The organism is Bradyrhizobium sp. B120 (genome assembly GCF_049075665.1).
Classification (GTDB): domain Bacteria; phylum Pseudomonadota; class Alphaproteobacteria; order Rhizobiales; family Xanthobacteraceae; genus Bradyrhizobium.
Genome location: NZ_CP185242.1, coordinates 4,777,217 through 4,799,335, shown reverse-complemented (window position 1 = coordinate 4,799,335; position 22,119 = coordinate 4,777,217). Strand labels below are relative to the sequence as shown.

Annotated in this window: 20 protein-coding genes and 1 tRNA gene; 12 read left to right on the top strand and 9 right to left on the bottom strand. The window is 63.8% G+C overall.

The genetic code is table 11. The features are described 5' to 3' along the window. Window positions 1-127: 127 nt before the first annotated feature. From ACOIX3_RS21970 to ACOIX3_RS21960, 3 genes are all read left to right on the top strand, one after another. Entirely contained in the window at window positions 128-1,042 is a 915-nt protein-coding gene (locus ACOIX3_RS21970; protein WP_420964245.1) for a dipeptidase, read from the top strand. Between the two features lie 89 nt (window positions 1,043-1,131). Continuing rightward, complete coding sequence (locus ACOIX3_RS21965; protein ID WP_420964244.1) at window positions 1,132-2,199, top strand: ABC transporter substrate-binding protein; 1,068 nt, start codon at window positions 1,132-1,134, stop codon at window positions 2,197-2,199. A 57-nt stretch (window positions 2,200-2,256) separates the two neighbouring features. Continuing rightward, the gene (locus ACOIX3_RS21960) at window positions 2,257-3,153 is read left to right on the top strand and encodes a haloalkane dehalogenase (protein WP_420964243.1); all 897 of its coding nucleotides are present in this window, start codon (window positions 2,257-2,259) and stop codon (window positions 3,151-3,153) included. Window positions 3,154-3,313: 160 nt separating this feature from the next. Here ACOIX3_RS21960 and ACOIX3_RS21955 read toward each other — a convergent pair whose 3' ends face one another. Further along, entirely contained in the window at window positions 3,314-4,543 is a 1,230-nt protein-coding gene (locus ACOIX3_RS21955; protein WP_420964242.1) for an ABC transporter substrate-binding protein, read from the bottom strand. 185 nt (window positions 4,544-4,728) lie between these two features. Beyond that, the gene (locus ACOIX3_RS21950; protein WP_420964241.1) at window positions 4,729-5,706 is read right to left on the bottom strand and encodes a GlxA family transcriptional regulator; all 978 of its coding nucleotides are present in this window, start codon (window positions 5,704-5,706) and stop codon (window positions 4,729-4,731) included. 152 nt (window positions 5,707-5,858) lie between these two features. Between ACOIX3_RS21950 and ACOIX3_RS21945 the strand changes: the two genes are divergently transcribed. Then, entirely contained in the window at window positions 5,859-6,122 is a 264-nt protein-coding gene (locus ACOIX3_RS21945; RefSeq protein ID WP_420964240.1) for a tautomerase family protein, read from the top strand. Between the two features lie 74 nt (window positions 6,123-6,196). On the opposite strand, the gene ACOIX3_RS21940 is transcribed toward ACOIX3_RS21945, so the two are convergent. From ACOIX3_RS21940 to ACOIX3_RS21930, 3 genes are all read right to left on the bottom strand, one after another. Beyond that, the gene (locus ACOIX3_RS21940; RefSeq protein WP_420964239.1) at window positions 6,197-6,646 is read right to left on the bottom strand and encodes a GNAT family N-acetyltransferase; all 450 of its coding nucleotides are present in this window, start codon (window positions 6,644-6,646) and stop codon (window positions 6,197-6,199) included. Between the two features lie 233 nt (window positions 6,647-6,879). Beyond that, a complete protein-coding gene (glnA, locus tag ACOIX3_RS21935; protein ID WP_420964238.1) occupies window positions 6,880-8,289 on the bottom strand; it encodes a type I glutamate--ammonia ligase in 1,410 nt (469 codons plus the stop codon). A gap of 150 nt (window positions 8,290-8,439) precedes the next feature. After that, entirely contained in the window at window positions 8,440-8,778 is a 339-nt protein-coding gene (locus tag ACOIX3_RS21930) for a P-II family nitrogen regulator (RefSeq protein ID WP_011441447.1), read from the bottom strand. 354 nt (window positions 8,779-9,132) lie between these two features. Between ACOIX3_RS21930 and ACOIX3_RS21925 the strand changes: the two genes are divergently transcribed. The 3 genes from ACOIX3_RS21925 to ACOIX3_RS21915 all read left to right on the top strand — a co-directional run bounded on the left by ACOIX3_RS21925 (window position 9,133) and on the right by ACOIX3_RS21915 (window position 12,836). Next, window positions 9,133-10,632 (top strand): NAD(P)H-hydrate dehydratase, encoded by a 1,500-nt coding sequence (locus tag ACOIX3_RS21925; RefSeq protein WP_420964237.1) that lies wholly within the window; start codon window positions 9,133-9,135, stop codon window positions 10,630-10,632. Window positions 10,633-10,651: 19 nt separating this feature from the next. Then, window positions 10,652-11,080, top strand: a complete 429-nt coding sequence (locus ACOIX3_RS21920; protein ID WP_420964236.1) for a GNAT family N-acetyltransferase — start codon at window positions 10,652-10,654, stop codon at window positions 11,078-11,080. A gap of 160 nt (window positions 11,081-11,240) precedes the next feature. Next, window positions 11,241-12,836 carry a B12-binding domain-containing radical SAM protein gene (locus ACOIX3_RS21915; RefSeq protein WP_420964235.1) on the top strand — a complete coding sequence of 532 codons (1,596 nt, stop codon included), beginning with the start codon at window positions 11,241-11,243 and terminating at the stop codon, window positions 12,834-12,836. A 59-nt stretch (window positions 12,837-12,895) separates the two neighbouring features. Here the strand turns inward: ACOIX3_RS21915 and ACOIX3_RS21910 are convergent, their stop codons facing one another. Beyond that, on the bottom strand, window positions 12,896-13,723 hold the full coding sequence (locus tag ACOIX3_RS21910; RefSeq protein ID WP_420964234.1) for an oxidoreductase: 828 nt from the start codon (window positions 13,721-13,723) through the stop codon (window positions 12,896-12,898). A 101-nt stretch (window positions 13,724-13,824) separates the two neighbouring features. Here ACOIX3_RS21910 and ACOIX3_RS21905 point away from each other — a divergent pair, with 101 nt between their 5' ends. Then, the gene (locus ACOIX3_RS21905; RefSeq protein WP_420964233.1) at window positions 13,825-14,790 is read left to right on the top strand and encodes a LysR family transcriptional regulator; all 966 of its coding nucleotides are present in this window, start codon (window positions 13,825-13,827) and stop codon (window positions 14,788-14,790) included. 372 nt (window positions 14,791-15,162) lie between these two features. Beyond that, the gene (locus ACOIX3_RS21900; protein ID WP_420971774.1) at window positions 15,163-15,945 is read left to right on the top strand and encodes a tetratricopeptide repeat protein; all 783 of its coding nucleotides are present in this window, start codon (window positions 15,163-15,165) and stop codon (window positions 15,943-15,945) included. A gap of 27 nt (window positions 15,946-15,972) precedes the next feature. On the opposite strand, the gene ACOIX3_RS21895 is transcribed toward ACOIX3_RS21900, so the two are convergent. From ACOIX3_RS21895 to ACOIX3_RS21885, 3 genes are all read right to left on the bottom strand, one after another. Next, the gene (locus ACOIX3_RS21895; RefSeq protein ID WP_420964232.1) at window positions 15,973-16,683 is read right to left on the bottom strand and encodes a hypothetical protein; all 711 of its coding nucleotides are present in this window, start codon (window positions 16,681-16,683) and stop codon (window positions 15,973-15,975) included. A gap of 172 nt (window positions 16,684-16,855) precedes the next feature. Further along, complete coding sequence (locus tag ACOIX3_RS21890) at window positions 16,856-17,941, bottom strand: enolase C-terminal domain-like protein (RefSeq protein ID WP_420964231.1); 1,086 nt, start codon at window positions 17,939-17,941, stop codon at window positions 16,856-16,858. A 31-nt stretch (window positions 17,942-17,972) separates the two neighbouring features. Continuing rightward, a complete protein-coding gene (locus tag ACOIX3_RS21885) occupies window positions 17,973-19,304 on the bottom strand; it encodes a multicopper oxidase family protein (RefSeq protein ID WP_420971773.1) in 1,332 nt (443 codons plus the stop codon). A gap of 135 nt (window positions 19,305-19,439) precedes the next feature. On the opposite strand from ACOIX3_RS21885, the gene ACOIX3_RS21880 reads away from it, so the two are divergent. The 3 genes from ACOIX3_RS21880 to ACOIX3_RS21870 all read left to right on the top strand — a co-directional run bounded on the left by ACOIX3_RS21880 (window position 19,440) and on the right by ACOIX3_RS21870 (window position 21,888). Then, a tRNA-Leu gene (locus ACOIX3_RS21880) sits at window positions 19,440-19,524 on the top strand. 163 nt (window positions 19,525-19,687) lie between these two features. After that, window positions 19,688-21,046, top strand: coding sequence for a trigger factor (gene tig, locus ACOIX3_RS21875; protein WP_420964230.1), 1,359 nt, complete (start codon window positions 19,688-19,690; stop codon window positions 21,044-21,046). 206 nt (window positions 21,047-21,252) lie between these two features. Next, window positions 21,253-21,888 (top strand): ATP-dependent Clp protease proteolytic subunit, encoded by a 636-nt coding sequence (locus tag ACOIX3_RS21870; RefSeq protein ID WP_092114669.1) that lies wholly within the window; start codon window positions 21,253-21,255, stop codon window positions 21,886-21,888. The last annotated feature ends 231 nt before the right edge of the window (window positions 21,889-22,119 follow it).

Below are 22,119 nucleotides of genomic sequence, written 5' to 3'. Positions count from 1 at the left end.
CGATCTTCGACGGCCATAACGACGCGGCTCAGCACCTCGCTGAATACCGGGAAGGCGGGCGGGATTTTCTGGTGCGCTCCGAGGGCGGTCATCTCGATCTGATCTGCCGCGTGCCCGGGAAGGCGGCATGGTTGGCGGCTTGTTCGCGATGTACGCCAAGGCAGAACATCCGCGCCAAGGCGATTTCACCCGAACCGCCGACGGGTACGAGGTGCGCCTCGCCGAGCCGCTCGACGCGGCCTACGCGCGCCGGACCATCGATGCCCAGCTGAGCGCGCTCGAGACCATGGTGGCCCGCGCCGGCGGAAACATCCGATGGGCGAGGAGCGTGGACGAGATCGAGGGAGCACGCCGCGACTCCGCATTCTCAATCGTGCTGCACCTCGAAGGCGCCGAAGCGATCGACGCCGACCTGGACGGGCTGGCGGGGCTTTACGCCCGCGGCCTGCGTTCGCTCGGCCTGGTCTGGAGCCGGCCCAACATCTTCGGCCACGGCGTGCCGTTCGCCTATCCGCGCTCCCCGGATACCGGCCCCGGTCTGACCGACGCGGGGAAGGCGCTGGTGAAGGCCTGCAACGAGCTCGGAATCATGCTGGACGCGGCTCACCTCAACGAGCGTGGCTTCTGGGATCTCGTGGCAATCAGCACCGCGCCCATCGTGGCGACCCACGCCTGCGCGCATGCGGTCTGCCCCGCGACCCGCAACCTGACCGACCGGCAGCTCGACGCGGTCAGAGCATCAGCCGGCGTCATCGGCTTCAACTTCAGTGTGTCCGAGGTGCGCCCGGACGGGCACCGCGATCCGGACATCCCGATCGAGACGGTCGTCGACCACCTCAGCTACCTGGTCGAGCGGATGGGTGACGACCACGTTGCGCTGGGATCCGATTTCGACGGCGCACTCATGCCCGTTCCGTTGAAGGATGCAAGCCACCTCCCGAACCTGATCCAGGCGCTGTGGGCACACGGCTACGACGACGCGACACTGCGCAAGATCGCCTTCGACAACTGGATGCGTGTGTTTCGCCAAAGCTGGCGATGAAACCGCTGCACAGGGTCCATCGATCGTGATCTATTGTGGCTGCACAACAATGGCGCGGCCGGCTAACGGCCCGATTCAGGGAGCATGGAATGCAGGACCGCAAATGGTCGAGACGCGACTGGCTCAAGGCGACGGCGGCGACTGCCGCGGGCATGGTGTTCGCCGAACCGCTGCGGGCGGCGCCGCCGCCGGCTGAGGCCGTGACGCCCGAGCTGATCGCAGCCGCCAAGAAGGAAGGCAAGATCTCGTTCTATAGCGCGCTCGAGCTGAACACGGCGGAGCGTCTCGCGCGCGACTTCGAGCAGAAATATCCGGGGATCAGCGTCCGTGTCGAGCGCTCCGGCGCCGAACGCATCTTCCAGCGCATCGCCCAGGAGCAAGGCAGCGGCATCCATGCCGTCGACGTCGCCAACTCGACCGATCCCGCGCATTATCTCGACTGGAAGAAGAATGACTGGCTCGCGGCCTATCTGTCCGAAGACGTCGCCAGGCATTTTCCGGCCGATCAGATCGATCCCGACGGCACGTCGGCGACATCCTGCGCCTGGTTCGAGGTGATCGGCTACAACACCGAGCAGGTGAAGCGCGAGGAGGCGCCGAAGAGCTACGCCGATTTGCTCGATCCGAAATGGCGCGGCAAGATCGTCAAGGGCCACCCGGGCTACTCCGGTGCGATCTTGACCGCGACCTTCGTGCTGGCGCGCGATCTCGGCTGGCCGTATCTGGAAAAGCTGGCGCAGCAGCGCGTGATGCAGGTGCAGTCGGCGGCCGATCCGCCGAAGAAGATCCTGCTCGGCGAGCGCGCGGTCATGGCCGACGGTAACGACTACAATCTCGTGCTGGCCAAGGATCAGGGCAAGCCGGTCGAGGTGGTCTATCCGACCGAGGGCGCGCCGCTGATCATCGTGCCGAGCGGCGTGTTCAAAAGCGCGCCGAACCCGAACGCCGCGCGGCTGTTCCAGAGCTACTTCTTCAGCGCCGAAACCCAGCAGATGCTGGCCGACGAGTTCGCGCACCGCTCGTTCCACGCCAAGGTCAAGGAAAAGGCCGGGCACGTGCCGCTCGACAAGCTGAAGATGCTCAAGGCCGACCCGGTCCAGGTGCAGGCGCAGAGTGAAGAGATCAAGGCGCGTTACGCGAAGCTGTTTCGCGTGTGACGGCCCGTCCTCGCCCCCCATCCTGCGAGCGACGTCAACAACGAGGAGCATTGGACAATGGCGATCGGGGCTTTGCGGACCGCGGATGTATGCTTTGATGGCCTTCCCGGCTATGCGTTCGCGCCCAACTATCGTGACGATCTTCCCGGCTATGCCGGCTTGCGCATGCACTATCTCGACGAGGGACGGGGCAATGCGCGCGTTGCGCTGTGCCTTCATGGTCAGCCGACCTGGAGCTACCTTTACCGCAAGATGATTCCCGGCCTCGTCGCCTCCGGCTATCGGGTGATCGCGCCTGACATGTTCGGGTTCGGTCGCTCCGACAAGCCTGTCGAGGAGTCCGTCTACACCTTTGATTTCCATCGCGAGAGCCTGATCGCCCTGATCCGTGCGCTCGATCTCGGTCGCATGACGCTGGTTTGCCAGGACTGGGGCGGATTGCTCGGTCTTACCATCCCGATGGAGATCGCCGATCGCTTCGAAGCGCTGCTGGTCATGAATACCATGCTCGCGACCGGGGACCGCCCGCTGACGAAGGGCTTCATGGATTGGCGCGCGTGGAGCAACGCAAATCCCGACATGGCGGTCGGAAAGCTGATGGCGCGCGCCTGCCCGCAGCTCTCATCCGCGGAGGCCGGGGCCTATGACGCACCTTTCCCTGATGCCAGCTACAAGTCCGGTGTGCGCAGATTCCCAAATCTCGTGCCGGACCAGCCCAATGCCGGCGGCGCGGCCATCTCGCGCAAGGCGCGCGAATGGTGGCGAAACGAATACTCCGGCAAGACCGCGATGGTGATCGGTATGACCGATCCAGTGCTCGGGCCGGCCGTCATGGCGGAGATGCGGCAAACGGTCCGCAATTGCCCCGAGCCGGTCACGCTCACCGCAGCCGGGCACTTCGTGCAGGAATGGGGTGAGGATGTCCTGAGGGGCGCGCTGCCGCTCCTGTCCTGAACGCGGAGGCGAGCAAGCCGGGCAACCGCAGCCCGAAAAATGGGTAGAGCTCAGCGAAACCCATCGCCTGTGCAAGGGGCGAGATGACGGGTCTCGCGGAGTTTATCATCGGGCCGCGCGTTGCGCGGACCCGTTGGCTCTACCCATCCTGCAGATCGCGCTAACCGCCGACTTCTGCGCTGAGCATCGGCCCGAACAGCTCCCATCGCTCGCCCGTGAGCCGTCTGAGCTGCATCTGCTTGATCGGCGCGAAATCAATCGGACTGGTGTTCATCGTGATTCCGGGCAGCAGGTTGTTGGTCCGGAAGGCCTTCAGGTTGGCGGCCTGTTTCATCACGTTGGCGCGCGTGAGGTCGTCGCCGCATTGCTTGAGCACCTGAACCAGCGTCTGGGCCGCGTTGTAGCCGGTCACCACCAGGCCATCGGCCCGATTACCCTCGGGGAAGTATTTGGAGAGGTATTCGTCGAATGCCTTCATGCCGGGGTCGTCCTTCCATTGCGGATCAAGCGGATCCATCAGGTAGGCCACCGAAATGATGCCTTGTGCGTTCTCTAATCCCGCAGGCTGGATCACGGCGCCGAGCGAGGAGCCGACCGAGTTGAGGATATGCAACGGCTTCCAGCCGATCTCGGCCGCCTTCTTGATGGCCTGCGCTGCGAATTTCGGTGTGGCAATGTTGACGAATACATCGGCATTCATCGACTTCATCTTGACGATGTGCGTGTCGATCGTCGGCTCGGCCACCTCATACGCATCCTCGATCACGACCATCGACGCCGCCTTGTCGCCCAGGCCGTCCTTCAGACCCTTCAGGTAGTCTTTTCCGTAATCGTCGTTCTGGTAGAGGACGGCGATCTTGCCGCGCGGCTTTTCCTTTAGGATGTGCTTGGCATAGATCCGTCCCTCGCTCTGGTAGCTGGGCTGCCAGCCCATGGTCCACGGGAAGTTCTGCGGATCGTTCCACTTGGTCGCGCCGGTCTGGATGAACAGCTGCGGTACCTTCTTCGTGTTCATGTATTTCTGGATCGCGCCATTGGAGGCGGTGCCGAGAGCGGCGAAGATCAGCAAGACCTCGTCGCCTTCGACCAGCTTGCGCGCCTGCTCGACCGTCTTCGGCGGACTGTAGCCGTCATCATAGGAAATGAACGTGATCTTGCGGCCATTAATGCCTCCCTCGGCGTTGACCTTGCGGAAATAGGCCGCCTGGGCCCGGCCGCTGGTGCCATAGGCGGATGCCGGTCCGCTGTATGGCATGATGTTGCCGATCTTGATTTCAGTATCGCTTGCGCCGGTATCGTATTTCTTCTGGGCCAATGCGCTGCCTGCACCGACGGCGATGATAATGATGGCGGTCGAAAGCGCCGCCATTCGTCGTGCGACGAAAGACATCTCGTTTCTCCCCATGCGAAAATGAATGTGCTTGTCTTATCGGAGACCGCTTTTGAGGCCTTGCCGGAAGTGAACACCCGACTCCACAAATTGTCGATTCCGAACATCGCGCTTGGCGTGTCGGCTCGCGTCACGTCATTGGGTTCGTCAGTATTGCTGACCGTAGTCTTGCGGGCAGCTTGCAACTACGCCGCGCGCATCGCGCGCTGTGCGCGGTAGGCCTGAGGCGACAGCAGCGTCAGCTTGCGGAAGGCCTTGCGAAAGCTGCCCTCGTCCTCATAGCCGGTCGCGCGGGCGATGACCTTGATCGGTTGCGCCGTGGTCTCCAGCAGCGTGCGCGCGTGCTCGACGCGGCGGCGCATGATGAAGGCCTGTGGCGGCTCGTGGGTCAGTTCGCGGAAGCGGCGGTTCAGCGTGCGCTCGCTGAGGCCCAGCGCCTGCGCGAGGCTGCGCACCGTGATCGGCGCCTTGCCGGTGCGGCGCACCAGCATGTCCGCCTTCATCAGCAGCGGATCCTGGGCGAGCATGTAGCCAAGCGGCATGAAGATCGCCTGCGTGCGTTGCGCGGTGTCGATCACCGCATAGTCGGCGCAGACTTTTGCGACCTCCGGGCCTTCGACGAGCTCGATCAGCCGCAGCAACAGATCGACCCACGACATCGGGCCGGCGGCGCAGACCAGGCGGTCGGCCTGGGTGAGCACGGCGTCGCTGGCGAGGTCGATTCGGGGATGGCGGCGGCGGAGCTCGCTCTGCAGCCACCAGGTGATGGTGGCGCGGCGGCCGTCGAGCAGGCCGGCATTGGCGAGCAGCAGCACGCCGCTGCAGAAGGCGCCGATCAGGCGGCCGCTGGCATGCTGCTGACGCAGCCAGGCGCCGGCCCGGTCATATTGCGGTTGCAGGCGTTCGGCGGTCAGATGGTCGACCAGGCTGCCCGGCACGATGATCGCGTCGAATGCCGTCCGCTTGCTGACCGCGCCGTCGACGGCAAGCAGTTTGCCGCCGCCGGCGCGCACCGCCTTGCCGTCGAGCGAGAGCGTTTGCCAGGTGAAGCGCGCCTTGCCGCCGCGCAGCTGCATCACATGGTTGCCGAGCGTGAGGATGTCGGCGATGCCGGCGACCGCCGATTGCATGCAGCCTTCCAGCGCGAGGATCGCGAGCTTCATGGGACCTCCGGAATTTGCCGTCATCCTACCCGATCAGCGCGGGCAGGCGGTGGCGGATATTGCCCGATCTCTGTCCGATCGGCCACTGCCTGATCGCATCGTGCCGGTCCATCTTCGTTGCGTTGTCACAACCTCAGCAATGGAGAGAGTCTATGCCTTACGTCACCATTTCCACCGTGCGCGGCATCTTCGACGTCGCGCAGAAGCAGACGCTGCTGCAGCGCGTCACCGATCTCATGGTCGAGGTCGAGGGGCAGGGTAACCCCGATTTCCGCCGCAACGTCTGGGTCAAGATCGAGGAGGGCGAGCCGGCGAGCTGGTCGCTGGGCGGCATGATCCCGACGCCAGACATGATCGCGGGCAATTTCGGGCCGCTCGACGCCGGTGGACGGCGGGTCGCGAAGGCGAAAGCCTAGCCGCCTGGACAAGACAAAAGGCGCTTCCGGTGGAAGCGCCTTTCGCACGCGTCACGATCCGTTCATGACGGTAGCTAAGGACGACGTACTTCGAAGTAAGTCTTGCCGCCGCGCTGAAAGCCCGCTTCCTCATAGAAGCGCAGGGTCGTCTCCCGCTTCGATCCCGTCGCCAATGAGACCTTGTAGCAGTCGGCCTGCCAGGCAACTTCGAGCGCGTGCGCAAGCACTCGTCGGCCGAGTCCAATCCGGCGGTAGTCGGCGTGAGTGACCACATTCTCGATCACGCCATACGATCTGCCGCCTCGCGACAGGTTGGGCACGATCGCGAGCGTGCACGAGGAGACAAGCAGCTCCGCTGTTTGCGCCACGATCACGGTCATGAAGCTGGATGCAAGCAGATTCGACCAGACCCGCTCGGCAGCGGCTGTCTCCAGCTCGGGATCGTGCGGATGAAGGTGTCGGTAAAGCTTCAACAGCTCGGGCAGTTCGTGTGCTGCCGCAGATCGGACGATGGCTTCGGTCATGGACGGATACCGCGGATCATGGCTTCGCAGGGATGCTATCAGAGTCCGTGCTTGATTCCTTTAGCGCGTAGGATGGGTGGAGCGCAGCGAAACCCATCGCTTTTCGCCGAGGTCCGCGAGGATGGGTATCGCTTCGCTCCACCCATCCTACGGATCGCGTCGTGGCTACATCACCCAAAACAAAAGGCGCTTCCGGTGGAAGCGCCTTTCGCATTCGTGAGTGGCCGCAAGACTTACAGTGAGTAGTACATCTCGAACTCGACCGGGTGCGGCGTCATTTCGAAACGGGCGACCTCGGTCATCTTGAGCTCGATATAGGCGTCGATGAAGTCGTCGTCGAACACGCTGCCGTTCTTGAGGAACGCGCGATCCTTGTCGAGGCTCTCGAGCGCCTCGCGCAGCGAGCCGCACACGGTCGGGATCTGCTTCAGCTCTTCCTTCGGCAGATCGTAGAGGTCCTTGTCCATCGCCGGACCCGGATCGATCTTGTTCTTGATGCCGTCGAGGCCGGCCATCAGCATCGCGGCGAAGCCGAGATAGGGATTGGCCATCGGGTCGGGGAAACGCACCTCGACGCGCTTGGCCTTCGGGTTCGCGGTGTAGGGGATGCGGCAGGACGCCGAACGGTTGCGCGCGGAGTAGGCGAGCAGCACCGGCGCCTCATAGCCCGGGACCAGACGCTTGTAGGAGTTGGTCGACGGATTGGTGAAGGCGTTGATCGCCTTGGCGTGCTTGATGATGCCGCCGATGTAGTGCAGGCAGGTTTCCGACAGGTCGGCATACTTGTTGCCGGCAAAGGTCGGCTTGCCGTCCTTCCAGATCGACTGGTGGACGTGCATGCCCGAGCCGTTGTCGCCATAGACCGGCTTCGGCATGAAGGTGGCGGTCTTGCCGTAGATGTGCGCGACCTGGTGGATGCAGTACTTGTAGATCTGCATATGGTCGGCCATCAGCGTCAGCGTGTCGAACTTCATGCCGAGCTCGTGCTGGGCCGACGCCACCTCGTGGTGGTGCTTCTCGACCTTGACGCCCATCTTGGCCATCGCGCCGAGCATCTCGGAGCGCATGTCCTGCACCGAGTCCTGCGGCGGGACCGGGAAGTAGCCGGCCTTGGTGCGGATGCGGTGGCCGAGATTGCCGCCCTCATATTCCGTGGCCGAGTTGATCGGCAGCTCGGAGGAGTCGAGACGGAAGCCGGTGTTGTAGGGTTCGGCCGAGTAGCGCACGTCGTCGAACACGAAGAACTCGGCCTCGGGGCCGACGAACACGGTGTCGCCCACGCCCATCGACTTCACCATGGCCTCGGCCTTCTTGGCGATGCCGCGGGGGTCGCGGTTGTAGGGCTCGCCGGTGGTCGGCTCGAGCACGTCGCAGGTGATGACCATGGTGGTCTCGGCGAAGAACGGGTCGATCGTCGCAGTCACCGGGTCCGGCATCAGGCACATGTCGGATTCATTGATCGCCTTCCAGCCGGCGATCGACGATCCGTCGAACATCGTTCCCTCGGCGAAGATGTCATCGTCGATCATGCTGACGTCGAAGGTGACGTGCTGCCACTTGCCGCGCGGATCGGTGAAGCGCAGGTCGACGTATTTGACGTCGTTGTCCTTGATCGATTTCAGGACGTCTTTGGCGGTCTTCATGAATACCCCTTATGGATGTGCGGGTGGTTTCCAGCGGAGAGCGACGTTATTCCCGCTTTTGGCGAGTTCGTGTGACTGCTGAAACGAAATGAGGCTGCCGAAGCAGCCTTTTTTCTCTTTTGCCGTCAGAAAATCCGGATAGCACCGGGCTTAAATAGCGTCCAGCCCGGATTCGCCGGTCCGGATGCGGATGGCTTCCTCGATGTTGGAGACGAAGATCTTGCCGTCGCCGATCCGCCCGGTCTGGGCCGCGCGGCGGATCGCGTCAATCGCCTTCTCAACGAGATCGTCGCCGATCACGATCTCGATCTTCACCTTGGGCAGGAAATCGACGATGTATTCCGCACCGCGATAGAGCTCGGCATGGCCCTTCTGGCGGCCAAATCCCTTGGCCTCGGTCACGGTGATGCCTTGCAGTCCGACTTCCTGGAGCGCTTCCTTCACCTCGTCGAGCTTGAAGGGCTTGATGATGGCTTCAATCTTCTTCACTGAGCGCCTCCCGGGCATTGCAGATTGCAGGGTCGAGTTCGATGCGCGTGGGGCGCAGTCTGGTTGGTCTTAAGCCTTCCGGCGGGTGGCCGGAAACACGCGCAATGGTCGCATCGAGCGGCATTGTGCGCGGCTTCCTCAAAAGCAGGGTCTATGCCAAGTTGTTAAGGTCCCCGATTTTGGAATGTTATCAGCCTTTTAACAGGCAGTCGGCTGATATCGAACCACATGGGCTATGATATCCAAGCCCAACAAATAGGCAAATAGATCAATCCGTATGCAGTCGGCCAGTAGAAACCCCGCGAACGTCACAGGAATTGCCTCTCGAAAAGGCGAAGCGATTGAGGATTCGGCATGGACGTTCTGACCACCACCGAGATGGAGCGCGCCGACCGGCTGACCATCGCAGCCGGTACGCCGGGCTTCGCGCTGATGATGAGCGCCGGCCAGGCCGTCGCTGAAGCCGCGATGGAGCTGGTCGAGGAGGGGCCGATCGTCGTGGTCGCCGGTCGCGGCAACAATGGCGGCGACGGCTTTGTCGCCGCCGCCGAGCTCGCCGCGCGCGGCCGCGACGTGTCGGTGATCCTGCTCTGCGAGCGCGACAGCCTGCAGGGCGACGCGGCGCTGGCGGCGAAGGGCTGGAAATATCCGGTGCTGCCGTTCAACCCGCAGGCGCTCGGCAAGCCGGCGCTGATCATCGACGCGCTGTTTGGCGCCGGGCTCAATCGCCCGGTCAAGGGCGATCCGCTGGAGATGATCGCGGCCGTCAACGCCAACGGTACGCCGGTGCTGGCGGTCGACCTGCCGAGCGGTATCAACGGCACCACGGGCGCGGTGATGGGCGCGGCCGTGCAGGCGACCGAGACCGTCACCTTCTTCCGCAAGAAGCCGGCTCATCTGCTGCTGCCGGGCCGGATGTATTGCGGCCGGGTGCGCGTCGCGGACATCGGCATCGCGGCGCAGGTGCTCGACGAGATCAAGCCGCTGACTGCCGAGAATCTGCCGCAGGCCTGGCGCTGGTCGTTCCCGGTGCCGCGGATCGACGGCCACAAATACGCGAGGGGCCACGCCGTCGTGGTCTCCGGCGATATCGCCTCGACCGGGGCGGCTCGGCTCGCCGCGCGCGCGGCGCTGCGCGCCGGCGCGGGCCTCGTGACGCTGGCCTCGCCGCGCGATGCACTCGCCGTCAACGCGGCGGCGCTGACCGCGGTGATGGTCCGCGCGGTCGACAATCCGATCCAGTTCGCCGAACTGCTCGACGACAAGCGTCTCAATGCCTGTGTGATCGGACCCGGCGCCGGCGTCAGCGCGCGTACCCGCGACTTCGTTCACACCGCGCTGTCGGCACAGCGGCATCTGGTGCTCGATGCCGACGCGCTGACCAGTTTTGCCGGTTCGCCGGACCGGCTGTTCGAGGCGATCAAGGCCTCCGACGGTCTTGGGGTGGTGCTCACTCCGCATGAGGGCGAGTTCCCGCGGCTGTTCAGCGACATCTCCAACAAGCATCCCGGCCGCTCGAAGCTCGAGCGCGTCCGCGCGGCGGCCGAGCGTTCCGGCGCGGTGGTGCTGCTGAAGGGCGCAGACACGGTGATCGCATCTCCCGATGGCCGCGCCACCATCGCCGCCAACGCGCCGCCTTGGCTTGCCACCGCCGGCGCCGGGGACGTGCTGGCCGGCATCATCGCCGGCTTCCTGGCGCAGGGCGTCGCGGCATTCGAGGCCGCCGGCATCGGTGTGTGGTTGCACGGCGAAGGCGCCAGCGAGGCGGGACCCGGCCTGATCGCGGAGGATCTCACCGAGGTGCTGCCTTCCGTGTTCCGCCGGCTCTATGATGAGTTCGGGATTGAGTATTAGGCAGCTCCAGCTTGCCGACATGGATGCGGCCGCACGCGTGCACCGCGCGGCGTTCGACGAAGCGTTGCCGTGGCTCGCGGGCCTGCACACGCCGGATGAAGATCGCTGGTTCTATCGCGAGCGGATGTTGGCGGATTACGCGCTGTGGGGCGCGTTCGACGACGAGGCGATGAGCGCCGTCATCGCATTCCACGACGACTGGATTGAGCAGCTCTACGTGCTGCCGGCCGCGCAGGGCCGCGGCATCGGCGGCGCGCTGCTCGAGATCGCGCAGCAGGGTGCGGACCGGCTGCAACTCTGGACCTTCCAGCGCAACGCGCGGGCGCGCCGCTTTTACGAGGCGCGCGGTTTTGCCGCGGTCGAGGAAACCGACGGCAGCCGCAACGAGGAGAGGGAGCCAGACGTGCGCTATCTCTGGGCGCGCAGGGCCGGCGGATGCCATAATTGATCGGATTGACTGACCCCAGGCGGATCCGGGGAACCGGACGGGGCTCACGGCGGGACGAAAGATCGTCTGGCAATCGGCCACCATTTGAGCACTTAATGCCTGTATCGACGAGCGAATGTACCCTTGAGCCTCGAAGCTGCGTGGTACGGACCGGAGCATCATGACGAGTCCCTGCCGCGTTCTAATGATCTATCCGAAGTTCGTTCCGGACTCGTTCTGGAACTATACGGAAGCTTGCGAACTCGTCGGCGCGAAGTATCCGGCGGCGCCACTCGGACTGATCACGGTCGCCGCCATGCTGCCGAAGCATTGGGAGATTCGGCTCGTCAACCGTAACACCGAGCCTTCCACCGACGCGGACCTCGACTGGGCCGATCTCGTCATGATCGGCGGTATGCTCAACCAGCAGCCTGATTTTCTCCACCTGATCGATCTCGCCCACCGGCACGGCAAGCCGGTATGTGTCGGTGGGCCTGACGTCTCCTCGAGCCCGCACCTTTACGCGGATGCGGACTTCCAGGTGATCGGCGAGGCCGAACACATCATCGAGGAATTCATCGCCGCCTGGGAACGCGGCGAGCGGGAGGGCGTATTCATCGCCGAGAAATTCAAGATCGACGTCACGCTAAGCCCGATGCCTCGCTACGATCTGATCAAGTTCGATCATTATCTCTTTATTGGCGTGCAATATTCGCGTGGCTGCCCGTTCACCTGCGAGTTCTGCGATATTATCGAGCTGTACGGCCGCGTGCCGCGTACCAAGACCCCGGATCAGATTCTCGCTGAGCTGCAAGCGCTCTACGATCATGGTTATCGCGGGCATGTCGATTTCGTCGACGACAATTTCATCGGCAACAAGAAAAACCTCCGGATCTTGCTGCCGCGGCTCAAAGCCTGGCTGGAAGAGCGGGACTATCCGTTCGAGTTCTCGACCGAAGCCTCGATCAATATCGCTGATGACAGCGAGCTGTTGCAGGCAATGAAGGACGCGAACTTCTTCGGAATTTTCGTCGGCATTGAGAGCCCGGATCCAGAGACCCTCGTGCAGATGAAGAAAAAGCAGAACACCAGGCGCAACATCGCCGAGAGCGTTCACAAGATTTACGACTATGGCATGTTCGTCACCGCGGGTTTCATCGTCGGGTTCGATACCGAGAAACTCTCGATGGCGCAGGCGATGATCGACTTCATCGAGGAGGCGAGCATTCCAGTCTGCATGGTTGGACTGCTCTATGCGCTGCCTGGCACACAGCTGACGCGGCGGCTGGCCCAGGAAGGCCGCCTGCACGAAGGCCATGATCTCATGAAGGTCGAGCAGGCGGGCGACCAATGCACGCTCGGCTGCAATTTCGAAACCAAGCGTCCGCTTCGTGATATCCTCGTGGACTACAAGACTGTGCTCGGGCACGTGTTCAGCCCGGCGGCATATGCAGGGCGGCTGTCGCGGCTTTCCGTCATGCTCGACCGGTCCGACCGGCGCCGCGATCTGCCCGATGGCGACGTCCGCACGAAGCTTGGCGGCATCGAGGGCGTGCACAAGATCATGCGGACCCTGCCGGAGGTTCGCGAGCCGTTCTGGAAGACCTTCGTCGAGGTCGCCAAGTCCAATCCAGGCGCGCTGCGCTACATCGTGATGCTGATGGCGCTGTACTTGCACTTCGGGCCGTTCTCGAAGCACGTGATCGGTGAGATTGACCGCCGGATTGCCGAGCTGGACGGTGCGCCTCCGATGAGGGCCACCGCGCTTGTGCCGTGAGTTCATCACGGATGTGATGGGCGGCAAAGTTCGCTCGACTCTTGGGCAACTGATGCGACTCAGGCAACGTCGGTGGAAAGCGAAACGCTCTTCCACGCATCGAATTCGGCTTGCAGCAGTTTCATTTTTTCCTCGACCAGCCGCACGGCATCGCTGCCGAGCAGCAGATGTGTCGGCGGATCGGCCGACAGTGCGAGTTTCAACATCGCCTGCGCGGCCTTTTGAGGATCGCCGACCTGCCAGCCACTCAGTTCCATGCGCCGTTTGCGGATTGGATCGATGACCGCGTCGTAATCTCCGATCGACCGTTCCGCCCGTACCATCGATCGTCCGGCCCAGTCGGTGCGAAAGCCGCCGGGCTCGACCGCGGTGACCTTGATGCCGAGGTCCTTGATTTCCTTGCCGAGGGATTCCGATATCCCTTCCAGCGCGAACTTGCTGCCATGGTAGTAGCTGAGGCCGGGCATTGTGATGATCCCGCCCATCGACGTGACGTTGAGGATATGCCCGGCGCGCCGCTTGCGCATGAAGGGCAGCACCGCCTGGATCATCGCCACCGCGCCGAAGACGTTGACCTCGAACTGGCGTCGCAGATCGTCGATCGATGATTCCTCCAGAATGCCCTCGTGGCCGTAGCCGGCATTGTTCACCAGAATGTCGATCGCGCCGATCCTGCGCTCGACGTCGGCGACCGCGGGCGCGATGGCCTCGGTGTTGGTGACGTCAAGAACCACCGCGTGCACGCCGGGGCCGAGCGCTTCGAATGTCCGCTTGTCGTTCTCGTTGCGCACGGTGCCGGCGACGGTATGGCCGTCGCCCAATGCCGCCTCGGCCAACGCGCGGCCAAAGCCGGACGAAACGCCCGTGATGAGGAAAGTCTTTGCCATAGTGGATGTCCTTCAGATCGAGATTGCGGGCTCGATATAGGCGACTTGATTGGTGCAATAATCGGCATAGAGTGGCATGACCTAATGCAGAAAATCGAACAATGCAGCATGCCGGCCTTTTCGAGCTGAACGCCGTCGTCGCGATTTCAACGCATCGCAGCTTTCGCGCGGCCGCGACTGAACTCGGCATTTCGCCCTCGGCGTTGAGCCATGCGATCGCCGCGCTGGAAAAGCGGTTGGGCGTGCGCCTCATCAATCGGACGACGCGGAGCGTCGCGCTGTCGGAAGCGGGAGAGCGTTTCCTCGCCAGGGTCAGTCCCGCGCTGCGCGAGATTGCCGGCGCGATGGAGGATGTGAACGAGTTTCGCGACACGCCCGCGGGAACGCTGCGCATCAACCTGAAGGAGCGCGCCGCGCACCAGATCCTCCGCCCGGTGGTCGCAAAGTTTCTGCGGCGCTATCCCGACATGAACGTCGAACTGACCCTGGAGGGACGTCCCATCGATATCGTCGCGGAAGGTTTCGATGCCGGCATCCGGTTGGCCGAAGCCGTGCCGCAGGACATGGTCGCGATCCCCTGCGGCCCGGACACGCGCTTCATCGTCGTTGGCGCGCCCGATTATTTCGCGCGCTGTTCGGTGCCGCGGTCTCCGCTCGACCTGCTCGCCCATGAATGCATTCGCAGGCGGATGCCCAGCGGCAAGCTTTATCACTGGGAGTTCGAGAAGCGCGGCGGCGAGCAGATGGTGGTGGATGTCAGGGGCAGGCTGACCCTCGACAATGACAGCTTGATGGTCGAAGCCGCGCTCGACGGCCTGGGACTGGCGTTCGTCAGCGATTTTTGGGTAACAGGGCATCTCGCCGCCGGCACCCTGCGCGCCGTGCTGGACGACTGGACGCCGCCATTTCCCGGCTTGCGTCTCTACTATCCGCGGCACCGGCACATGACGGCTGGGCTTCGTGCTTTCGTCGACATGGTGCGGGAGGAGACGAAGTTGGCCGCGAGGGGCGGGGAGGTCCACTCACCCCCGGCCAAGCGATCGGGCGTTCGTCGCAAGCGCGCTTGAGCCGTCGCCACGTCGGCCCTCTACATATGCGGCACCACTTCGACGCTTGCCTCGTGGAGGCGACACGTCTTCAGGTTGTGCGGTGCTGGAGCACTACAGAGCCCAAGAACCGGATTTCTCTCGGATGAGAAGAGCCGGCATTAATCGGGTGGAAACAGAATGAAACACGCGATGTCCGGCTCAGGTCGAAGCGGATATCCGTGCCGGCCTTTCCGCGCTTGTTCCGCCTTGCCGTTTTTCACGAGACTGTTGATGGACGCGCGCAGAGACGCGGGCTAAGGCCCAACGACATTCTCTCTCGCATCCCTCCAGAAGCTTCCCGTGAGTGGCAGGCAAAACAATTTCCTCGCTCAAGCGCTGCAACAAGGCGCGATGGCGCTACAAACGCAGCAATTCGCTCAGGCCGAGCAGATCGCGGCCACCATCCTGAAATCCAACCGCACGGACAGGAACGCGGCGCTTCTCCTCGCGCATGCCTTGAGGGGGCAGAACCGCGGAGGCGAGGCGATCGCATCGCTGGAGCGGGTTGCACGCCGCGGCGATGACGGAGAGGTCGAGACTTTGCTCGGCGCATTGCTATGTGGCGCAGGGCGCACCACGGACGGGATCGCGCAGCTGCGGCGTACGGCGGCACGCCGCCCGCCATATCTCCCTTCCTTTCAGGAACTCGCCGGCCAGCTTGCCAAGGCCGGTCTACGCGACGAGGCGATCGACACGGTCGAGGCTGGCCTCGCGCTTGCCCCCGACAGCGTCGATCTGCAACTCGATCTCGGACGGCTGTTGCACGATACCAATGACTTCGCGCGGGCTGCGCGTGTCCTGGCGGCCGCGCGTGATGCTGCGCCGGGACGGCTCGACGTACTCAACCAGCTCGGGCGGGTCCTGGTCCTGAATGGCGACTACGCCGCAGCCGCGGATGCTTTCCGCCGCGTGCTCGCCCGGTACCCCGATGATCGCTCGACGCGCGCCTACCTCGCCACATCGCTTTTCGAGCAGGGTGAGCGCGACGCTGCCGAGGCGGCGCTGCGCTCCGTCATTCGTGGTCAGCCCCAGCTGTTGGGACGCGCGGCATTCGTCATGGCCGCGGGATCGCGTGGCCGCTTCTTCTTCTCGCAGAACGACGCTGCGAGATTCCTCAGTGGGGAAGCAGGTTGAGTGCATCGGACAAAATCTCGTCGCACCTCAGGCCCTGAAGTTTCTCCGGTAGAGGTTGGGCTGGCGCCTGAGCTCATTCCGGAACGCGCCGACGCGCCTGGCTTCTTCCGCGGTGAACGAGGATGCCTGCGCAGTCCAGTCGTCGCGCTTGACGGGAATGCATTGCGCAATGGGGGTCCCCTTGGGGAGGACCCCTCGGAAATTCCGGTCGTGCCAGTACGCCGGAAAGTGCACCCAATTGTCGGCATAGAGGTCGGAATTGACCAGGCCGCTGAGCGTGGTGAACGGCAGGTCGAAGCGGTTGACGGGATGCGTGAAGTAGATCGCGTAGCCTTCGGGCGCCTCGACGGTCCACAGATTGTGGAATTTGAGAAAGAAGCGGCCCGCTTCGAATAGTGGTGTGCCGCTGACCTGACCCGGGTCGTGAAATCCGATCGGAGAGCGCGGAAATTCGGGTGTGCCTCCCGGCGGCAGGTCGTGATCCCAAGTGATTTCGCCGTCCTCGACCTTGAGATCGCAGACCAGCGGCAGCAGGAACCCGCAGGTCATCGCGTCCACGAATGGCGGGCAACGCTTGATGGTGTCCTCGTCGTGCAGGTTGATCGACGAGAAGGCCGTCGCCGGCATGGCCTTGAGCCAGTCGGGTACGCCTTGTGCCGCCGGGAGCGGTCGCGGGATCAGTCCTTCGAGTTGTTCCGGACAGCGAAATTTGAGCGTCAGCTTGTTGTTGTTCGTCATTGGGCGCTCCAGTGCGCCCGATCGACCTACATGATGACGCCGTGAATTCTCGCTCACGATCGATTGATGGCGACCTCAGCCATGCGTCAGACAAACGGCAAGCCGTTGCCGCCCTCATCAGAAGCAGGGGCAGACACAATCGGAAGCAAACGGAGAAAAGCCGCGCCGGGCGTTAGCTCACGAGATACTTCGTCACCGCCGGCTCGTTCCACTCGATGCCGAGCCCGGGACCGCCGGCGGTGACTGCGCCGTCCGTGATCTCGGCGGGCCTTGCGAGGATCGCGCCTGCGAAGTCGAGGAATTCGAGCCAGTGCGCGGTCGGCGTCACCGCGAGCAGATGCGCGCTGACTTCCGCGAACAGATGGCTCGACATCGGGATCGACGCGGCATTGGCCTGTCCCGCGACCTGCATCCAGCCGGTGACGCCGCCGACCTTCATCACGTCGGGCATGATGAAGTCGGATGCGCCGGCCGCGATCGCCTCGGCGAAGCCGCGCGGAAACCACCAGTTCTCGCCGGCCTGGATCGGCGTCGGCGAGGTCTCGCGGACCCTGGCGTGGCCGGACAGGCTTTCCTGCGGCACCGGCTCCTCGATCCAGTGCAAATCGTAGGGCGCAAGCCGGGCGATGCGACGGGTGGCTTCCGCCGGATCGAGCGACTGGTTGAAATCGATCATCAGCGCGATATCGGGGCCGAGCAGGGCGCGCACGCCCTTCACGACGCGCTCGTCATTGGCGGCATCGCCATCGCCGCCCTTGATCTTGATGCCCTTGAAGCCTTGGTCGAGCGAGCGGCGCAGCGCGCGCTCGTCCGCAACGGGATCGACCGCGCCATAGCTGTCATAGGCCTTGATCGGCTTCGCCGAGCCGCCGAGCAGCTCGACCAGCGGCCGGCCGGCGAGCTGGCCGAGCGCATCCCAATAGGCCATGTCGAGGCCCGACACGGCCATCCCGACCAGGCCTTGCGCGCTGAGCAGCCGAAACTTGGCGTCCATCGCCTTCATCAGATCGAACGGAGCGACCGGCCTGCCGATCAGCTCGCGACCGATCTCCTCGATCAGATAGACGAGAGGGTGAAGTGTGAGCTTGCTGTAGGCGAAGATGTAGGTGCGGCCGGTAACGCCTTGATCGGTTTCGACATCGATCAGCACCAGCGGACCGGAATCGATCACGCCAAACGCGGTCTTCACAGGACGCTTGAGCGGCACCACGACGCCTCGTGCCTTCACTCCGCGAATCGCTGCAACTGTCTGGCTCATCGGTGCTTCCTTCGGCAGTTTCCACTTCTTGTTATTGGACACTGTACCATCGCAGCAGCCGCGGCGCGGCCCAATCGGTCGCGACCTGCTCGATCAGGTAGCGGCCCGGATATTCGGCGAGGAACGCGATGCGCTGGGTCTGGCCCGGTTCGACCGCGAGCGTGTCGAGCCAGAACGGCTTCCAGCCATCGTCGAGCCGGTCGAGCAGACGGAAGTGATGGCCGTGCAGATGAAAGACGCTGGCGATTACGCCCGGGTTGGTCAGGGTCAACACGACGGTTCGGCCTGCCTTGGCCTGAAAAGCCGGGGCGGTGGAGGGCTTAAACTCCGCAGGGCGGAACCAATCGGTCGGCGTGCCGAGCGCCAGATCGAATCTCGCTGCACCCTTGAGATCGAGCTGGGCGGGCATGTCATTACCCGGCAGCGGCGGGGCCGGCGGGAACGGCGCCGTCCGGATCGGCGGTTCGTTCGAGACAACCAGCTTGCCGGCCGGGCGGGCCTGCTTGCCGTCGTGCAGCAGGATCGGGAAGCTCGTTCCGGCCGGACCGGCCGCATCGACAAAGACATCCGTGCGGCTCCCCGGAGCCAGGACCAGCGCACCGTTGCGGGCCGGGAACGGTTCGGCCGGCTGACCGTCGATCGCCATCACCCGGACGTCGAGGTTGTCCAGCTTGACCGCCAGCACGCTGCGTTGGCTGCCGTTGATAAAGCGGAGTCTGAGGCGGGCATTGGCAGGCGCCGAGATGTCGTATGAGGTTTTGCCGTTAATCGTATGAATCTGCGTCGAATCTTTTGGATCGCTTCCTTGCGGGATCGCGGTTCCATCGGGCCGCAGGCGCCACTCCTCGATCAGCAGAACCTCATCGCGATCGACCGCCACCGGCGAAGTGCCGGTCACGATCAGCGGGCGCGGCCGTGCCGGTGCCGTGCCGTCCCCGAACAGCGGCTCGCAAAGGAAGGTACCGGCATGCCGAAGCGGCAGCTGGAAGGTATCCTTTGCCCCCGCGGCAAGGGGCGCCCGGGAGGCCAGCGGCTCCGCGGCCGGGACGCCATCGAGCCCGCGGCAATCGAGTGCGGCCGCAACCGGCAGCTCGTTGCCGAACGTCACGTCGAGGACCTCGCCGCGCTTGAAGCGGAGATCGCCGCTGCCGAGCGACCAGACCGGGGTTTCCGGTCCGTCGGGACGAAGCAGGATGCGGTCGGCTTTGGCCTGCAGCGCGACCGCCGTCCGGCCCTGCGCGGAGCCGATGGTCGGCCAGGCGGGGCAAAGCGCCGCGGCGCCGAGGCCGGCGATCAGGTCGCGCCGGGTCAGGGAAAATTCGGGACTTGCTAGGGGGCTTGCCATCCGGCCGATGCGGACCATTTTCAAGTGTACCTGTCCAGTCGCGATCGGTCGCATGGCGGGCTCTCCAGCGGCCATTTTTTTGCTGCGAACCGGTGGGCGCATGTTATAAGCCCGGCCGCCCGCGGCATCGCGGCCGGACTGGATGCTTTTCGCGCGGGCGTGGCGGAACTGGTAGACGCGCTGGATTTAGGTTCCAGTGACGAAAGTTGTGGGGGTTCGAGTCCCTCCGCCCGCACCAAGCGCTTACAGCGTTTGCATGACGAATTCTTGGAGAACCTTGGGCCCGAAGGGGACGAGGGTTCGCCGAACCCACAGACGTTAGGCCGCAAGGCTCACCGTCGAACAGATTGACACTGCCACGGCCGCTCGGGCCGCGGCAAAAGCGGAAGAAGATTGATACCATGCAGGTCACCGAGACCCTCAACGAGGGACTGAAGCACGAATTCAAGATCAGCGTTCCGGCATCCGATCTCGATGCCAAGGCGGGCGCCAAGCTGGTCGACCTCAAGGACAAGGTCCGTCTCAACGGCTTCCGTCCCGGCAAGGTGCCGGTGGCGCATCTGAAGAAGATCTACGGCCGCTCGGTGATGGCCGAGACCATCGACCAGACCATCAGCGACACCAACCGGCAGATTTTCGAAGATCGCGGCTTCCGCCTCGCCGGCGAGCCGAAGATCACGATGCCGACCGAGAAGGACCAGGTCGAGGAATTGCTGTCGGGCAAGACCGACCTGACCTACACCGTCGCGATCGAGGTCGTGCCGCAGATCCAACTCGCCGATTTCAAGTCGTTCTCGGTCGAGAAGCCGGTGGTCGATGTCTCCGACGCCGACGTCGACGATGCCATCAAGCGCATCGCCGAGGGCAGCCGCCCGTACAGCGCCAAGACCGAGGGTACGGCCGAGAAGGGCGACCGCGTCACCATCAGCTTCAAGGGCACCATCAACGGCGAAGCATTCGAGGGCGGCACCGGCGAGGGCATCCAGGTCGTGATCGGCGCCGGCCAGTTCATTCCGGGCTTCGAGGAGCAGCTGATCGGCATCGGCACGGGCGAGACCCGCACGCTGAAGGTTGGTTTCCCGAAGAACTACCTCAACGACAAGCTCGCCGGCCAGCCGGCCGAGTTCGAGACCACCGCGACGCTGATCGAGGCGCCTGGTGAGGCCACGATCGACGACGAGTTCGCCAAGACGCTCGGCCTCGAATCGCTCGACAAGCTGAAGGAAGCCGCGCGCGAGCGCCTGACCGCCGAATTCGCCGGCGCGACCCGTCAGAAGGTCAAGCGCGCGCTGCTCGACCGGCTCGACGAGAGCCACAAATTCGAGGCGCCGCCGTCGCTTGTCGCCGAAGAGTTCAACCTGATGTGGAACTCGATCAAGGCCGAGATGGACTCGACCGGCAAGTCCTTCGCCGACGAGAACACCACCGAGGACGCGGCCAAGGAAGAGTACCAGAAGATCGCCGACCGCCGCGTCCGCCTCGGTCTCGTGCTGTCGGAGATCGGCGAGAAGAACAAGATCACCGTGACCGACGACGAGGTCTCGCGCGCCGTGATCGAGCGCGCACGCCAGATGCCGGGCCGCGAGAAGGAAGTCTGGGATTACTACCGCAGCAACGCCCAGGCGCTGGCCCAGCTCCGCGCTCCGATTTACGAGGATAAGGTCGTCGACTTCGTCCTGGAGCTCGCCAACGTGACCGAGAAGAAGGTCTCCAAGGATGAGCTGTTCAAGGATGAAGACGCCGAGCAAACTGCCGCTTAATTGCGGCACCTCGCGTTAATGATGAACCGCGAAAGCACGCCCGCGGCGGGTCCCCGTCGCTAGGCGTGCCGACGCGAATCGGCTTGAACTTCTGCGTCCTGCCCAGGTGGCTAGTACGGCCAGTGCCGGTCTTGTCGGCCGGAAATTGGCCCATATCTGGGTTAAGCCTTAACGTTCTGCATCACCCCTAACCCTTGGGTTCTTTCATGCGCGATCCCGTTGAAACCTACATGAACCTCGTGCCGATGGTCGTCGAGCAGACCAATCGCGGCGAACGCGCCTACGACATTTTCTCGCGCCTGCTGAAAGAGCGCATCATCTTCGTCACCGGTCCGGTGGAAGATGGCATGGCGACGCTGACCGTCGCGCAGCTGTTGTTCCTCGAGGCCGAGAACCCGAAGAAGGAAATCTCGATGTACATCAACTCGCCGGGTGGCGTGGTGACGTCGGGCCTTGCGATCTACGACACGATGCAGTTCATCCGTCCGCCGGTATCGACGCTGTGCACGGGGCAGGCGGCCTCGATGGGCTCGCTGCTGCTCGCAGCCGGCGAGAAGGACATGCGCTTCACGCTGCCGAACTCCCGCATCATGGTGCACCAGCCGTCCGGCGGCTTCCAGGGCCAGGCCACCGACATCATGCTGCACGCGCAGGAGATCCTGAATCTCAAGAAGCGCCTCAACGAGATCTATGTGAAGCACACCGGCCAGACCTACAAGGCGATCGAGGACGCGCTCGAGCGCGACAAGTTCCTCACCGCCGAGGACGCCAAGGCGTTCGGTCTCGTCGACAAGGTCATCGACAAGCGGCCGGAAGACCCGTCGGCGGCCAAAGCGGCCTAACAAGGCTGCCTGATCTGGACAGGCGACCCGAGGCGTCGGTGTGATCTCCACATTGACGCCTCACATTGTCGGCAAAGCAGGACGGCGGAGTACCCCGCAAGTGCATATGTGGGGGCAGAAAGTTCCGCTTTCGTGCTCATGGCTCGGCGTGGTAATCCCGCAACGTTTCGTGGATTTCGACGCGTATTCCACGTGCGATCGTGGAAAATCACGGTATTGTCACGGTCTTGA

What these genes read in the sequence shown, in the direction of transcription:
- ACOIX3_RS21920 (WP_420964236.1), top strand. Translation starts at nt 10,652, where the DNA reads ATGGATGCGGCCGCACGCGTGCACCGCGCGGCGTTCGACGAAGCGTTG.
- tig (WP_420964230.1), top strand. Translation starts at nt 19,688, where the DNA reads ATGCAGGTCACCGAGACCCTCAACGAGGGACTGAAGCACGAATTCAAG.
- ACOIX3_RS21890 (WP_420964231.1), bottom strand. Translation starts at nt 17,941, where the DNA reads ATGAGCCAGACAGTTGCAGCGATTCGCGGAGTGAAGGCACGAGGCGTC.
- ACOIX3_RS21905 (WP_420964233.1), top strand. Translation starts at nt 13,825, where the DNA reads ATGCAGCATGCCGGCCTTTTCGAGCTGAACGCCGTCGTCGCGATTTCA.
- ACOIX3_RS21965 (WP_420964244.1), top strand. Translation starts at nt 1,132, where the DNA reads ATGCAGGACCGCAAATGGTCGAGACGCGACTGGCTCAAGGCGACGGCG.
- ACOIX3_RS21940 (WP_420964239.1), bottom strand. Translation starts at nt 6,646, where the DNA reads ATGACCGAAGCCATCGTCCGATCTGCGGCAGCACACGAACTGCCCGAG.
- glnA (WP_420964238.1), bottom strand. Translation starts at nt 8,289, where the DNA reads ATGAAGACCGCCAAAGACGTCCTGAAATCGATCAAGGACAACGACGTC.
- ACOIX3_RS21885 (WP_420971773.1), bottom strand. Translation starts at nt 19,304, where the DNA reads ATGGTCCGCATCGGCCGGATGGCAAGCCCCCTAGCAAGTCCCGAATTT.
- ACOIX3_RS21870 (WP_092114669.1), top strand. Translation starts at nt 21,253, where the DNA reads ATGCGCGATCCCGTTGAAACCTACATGAACCTCGTGCCGATGGTCGTC.
- ACOIX3_RS21945 (WP_420964240.1), top strand. Translation starts at nt 5,859, where the DNA reads ATGCCTTACGTCACCATTTCCACCGTGCGCGGCATCTTCGACGTCGCG.
- ACOIX3_RS21925 (WP_420964237.1), top strand. Translation starts at nt 9,133, where the DNA reads ATGGACGTTCTGACCACCACCGAGATGGAGCGCGCCGACCGGCTGACC.
- ACOIX3_RS21960 (WP_420964243.1), top strand. Translation starts at nt 2,257, where the DNA reads ATGGCGATCGGGGCTTTGCGGACCGCGGATGTATGCTTTGATGGCCTT.
- ACOIX3_RS21910 (WP_420964234.1), bottom strand. Translation starts at nt 13,723, where the DNA reads ATGGCAAAGACTTTCCTCATCACGGGCGTTTCGTCCGGCTTTGGCCGC.
- ACOIX3_RS21900 (WP_420971774.1), top strand. Translation starts at nt 15,163, where the DNA reads ATGGCGCTACAAACGCAGCAATTCGCTCAGGCCGAGCAGATCGCGGCC.
- ACOIX3_RS21955 (WP_420964242.1), bottom strand. Translation starts at nt 4,543, where the DNA reads ATGTCTTTCGTCGCACGACGAATGGCGGCGCTTTCGACCGCCATCATT.
- ACOIX3_RS21970 (WP_420964245.1), top strand. Translation starts at nt 128, where the DNA reads ATGGTTGGCGGCTTGTTCGCGATGTACGCCAAGGCAGAACATCCGCGC.
- ACOIX3_RS21895 (WP_420964232.1), bottom strand. Translation starts at nt 16,683, where the DNA reads ATGACGAACAACAACAAGCTGACGCTCAAATTTCGCTGTCCGGAACAA.
- ACOIX3_RS21915 (WP_420964235.1), top strand. Translation starts at nt 11,241, where the DNA reads ATGACGAGTCCCTGCCGCGTTCTAATGATCTATCCGAAGTTCGTTCCG.
- ACOIX3_RS21950 (WP_420964241.1), bottom strand. Translation starts at nt 5,706, where the DNA reads ATGAAGCTCGCGATCCTCGCGCTGGAAGGCTGCATGCAATCGGCGGTC.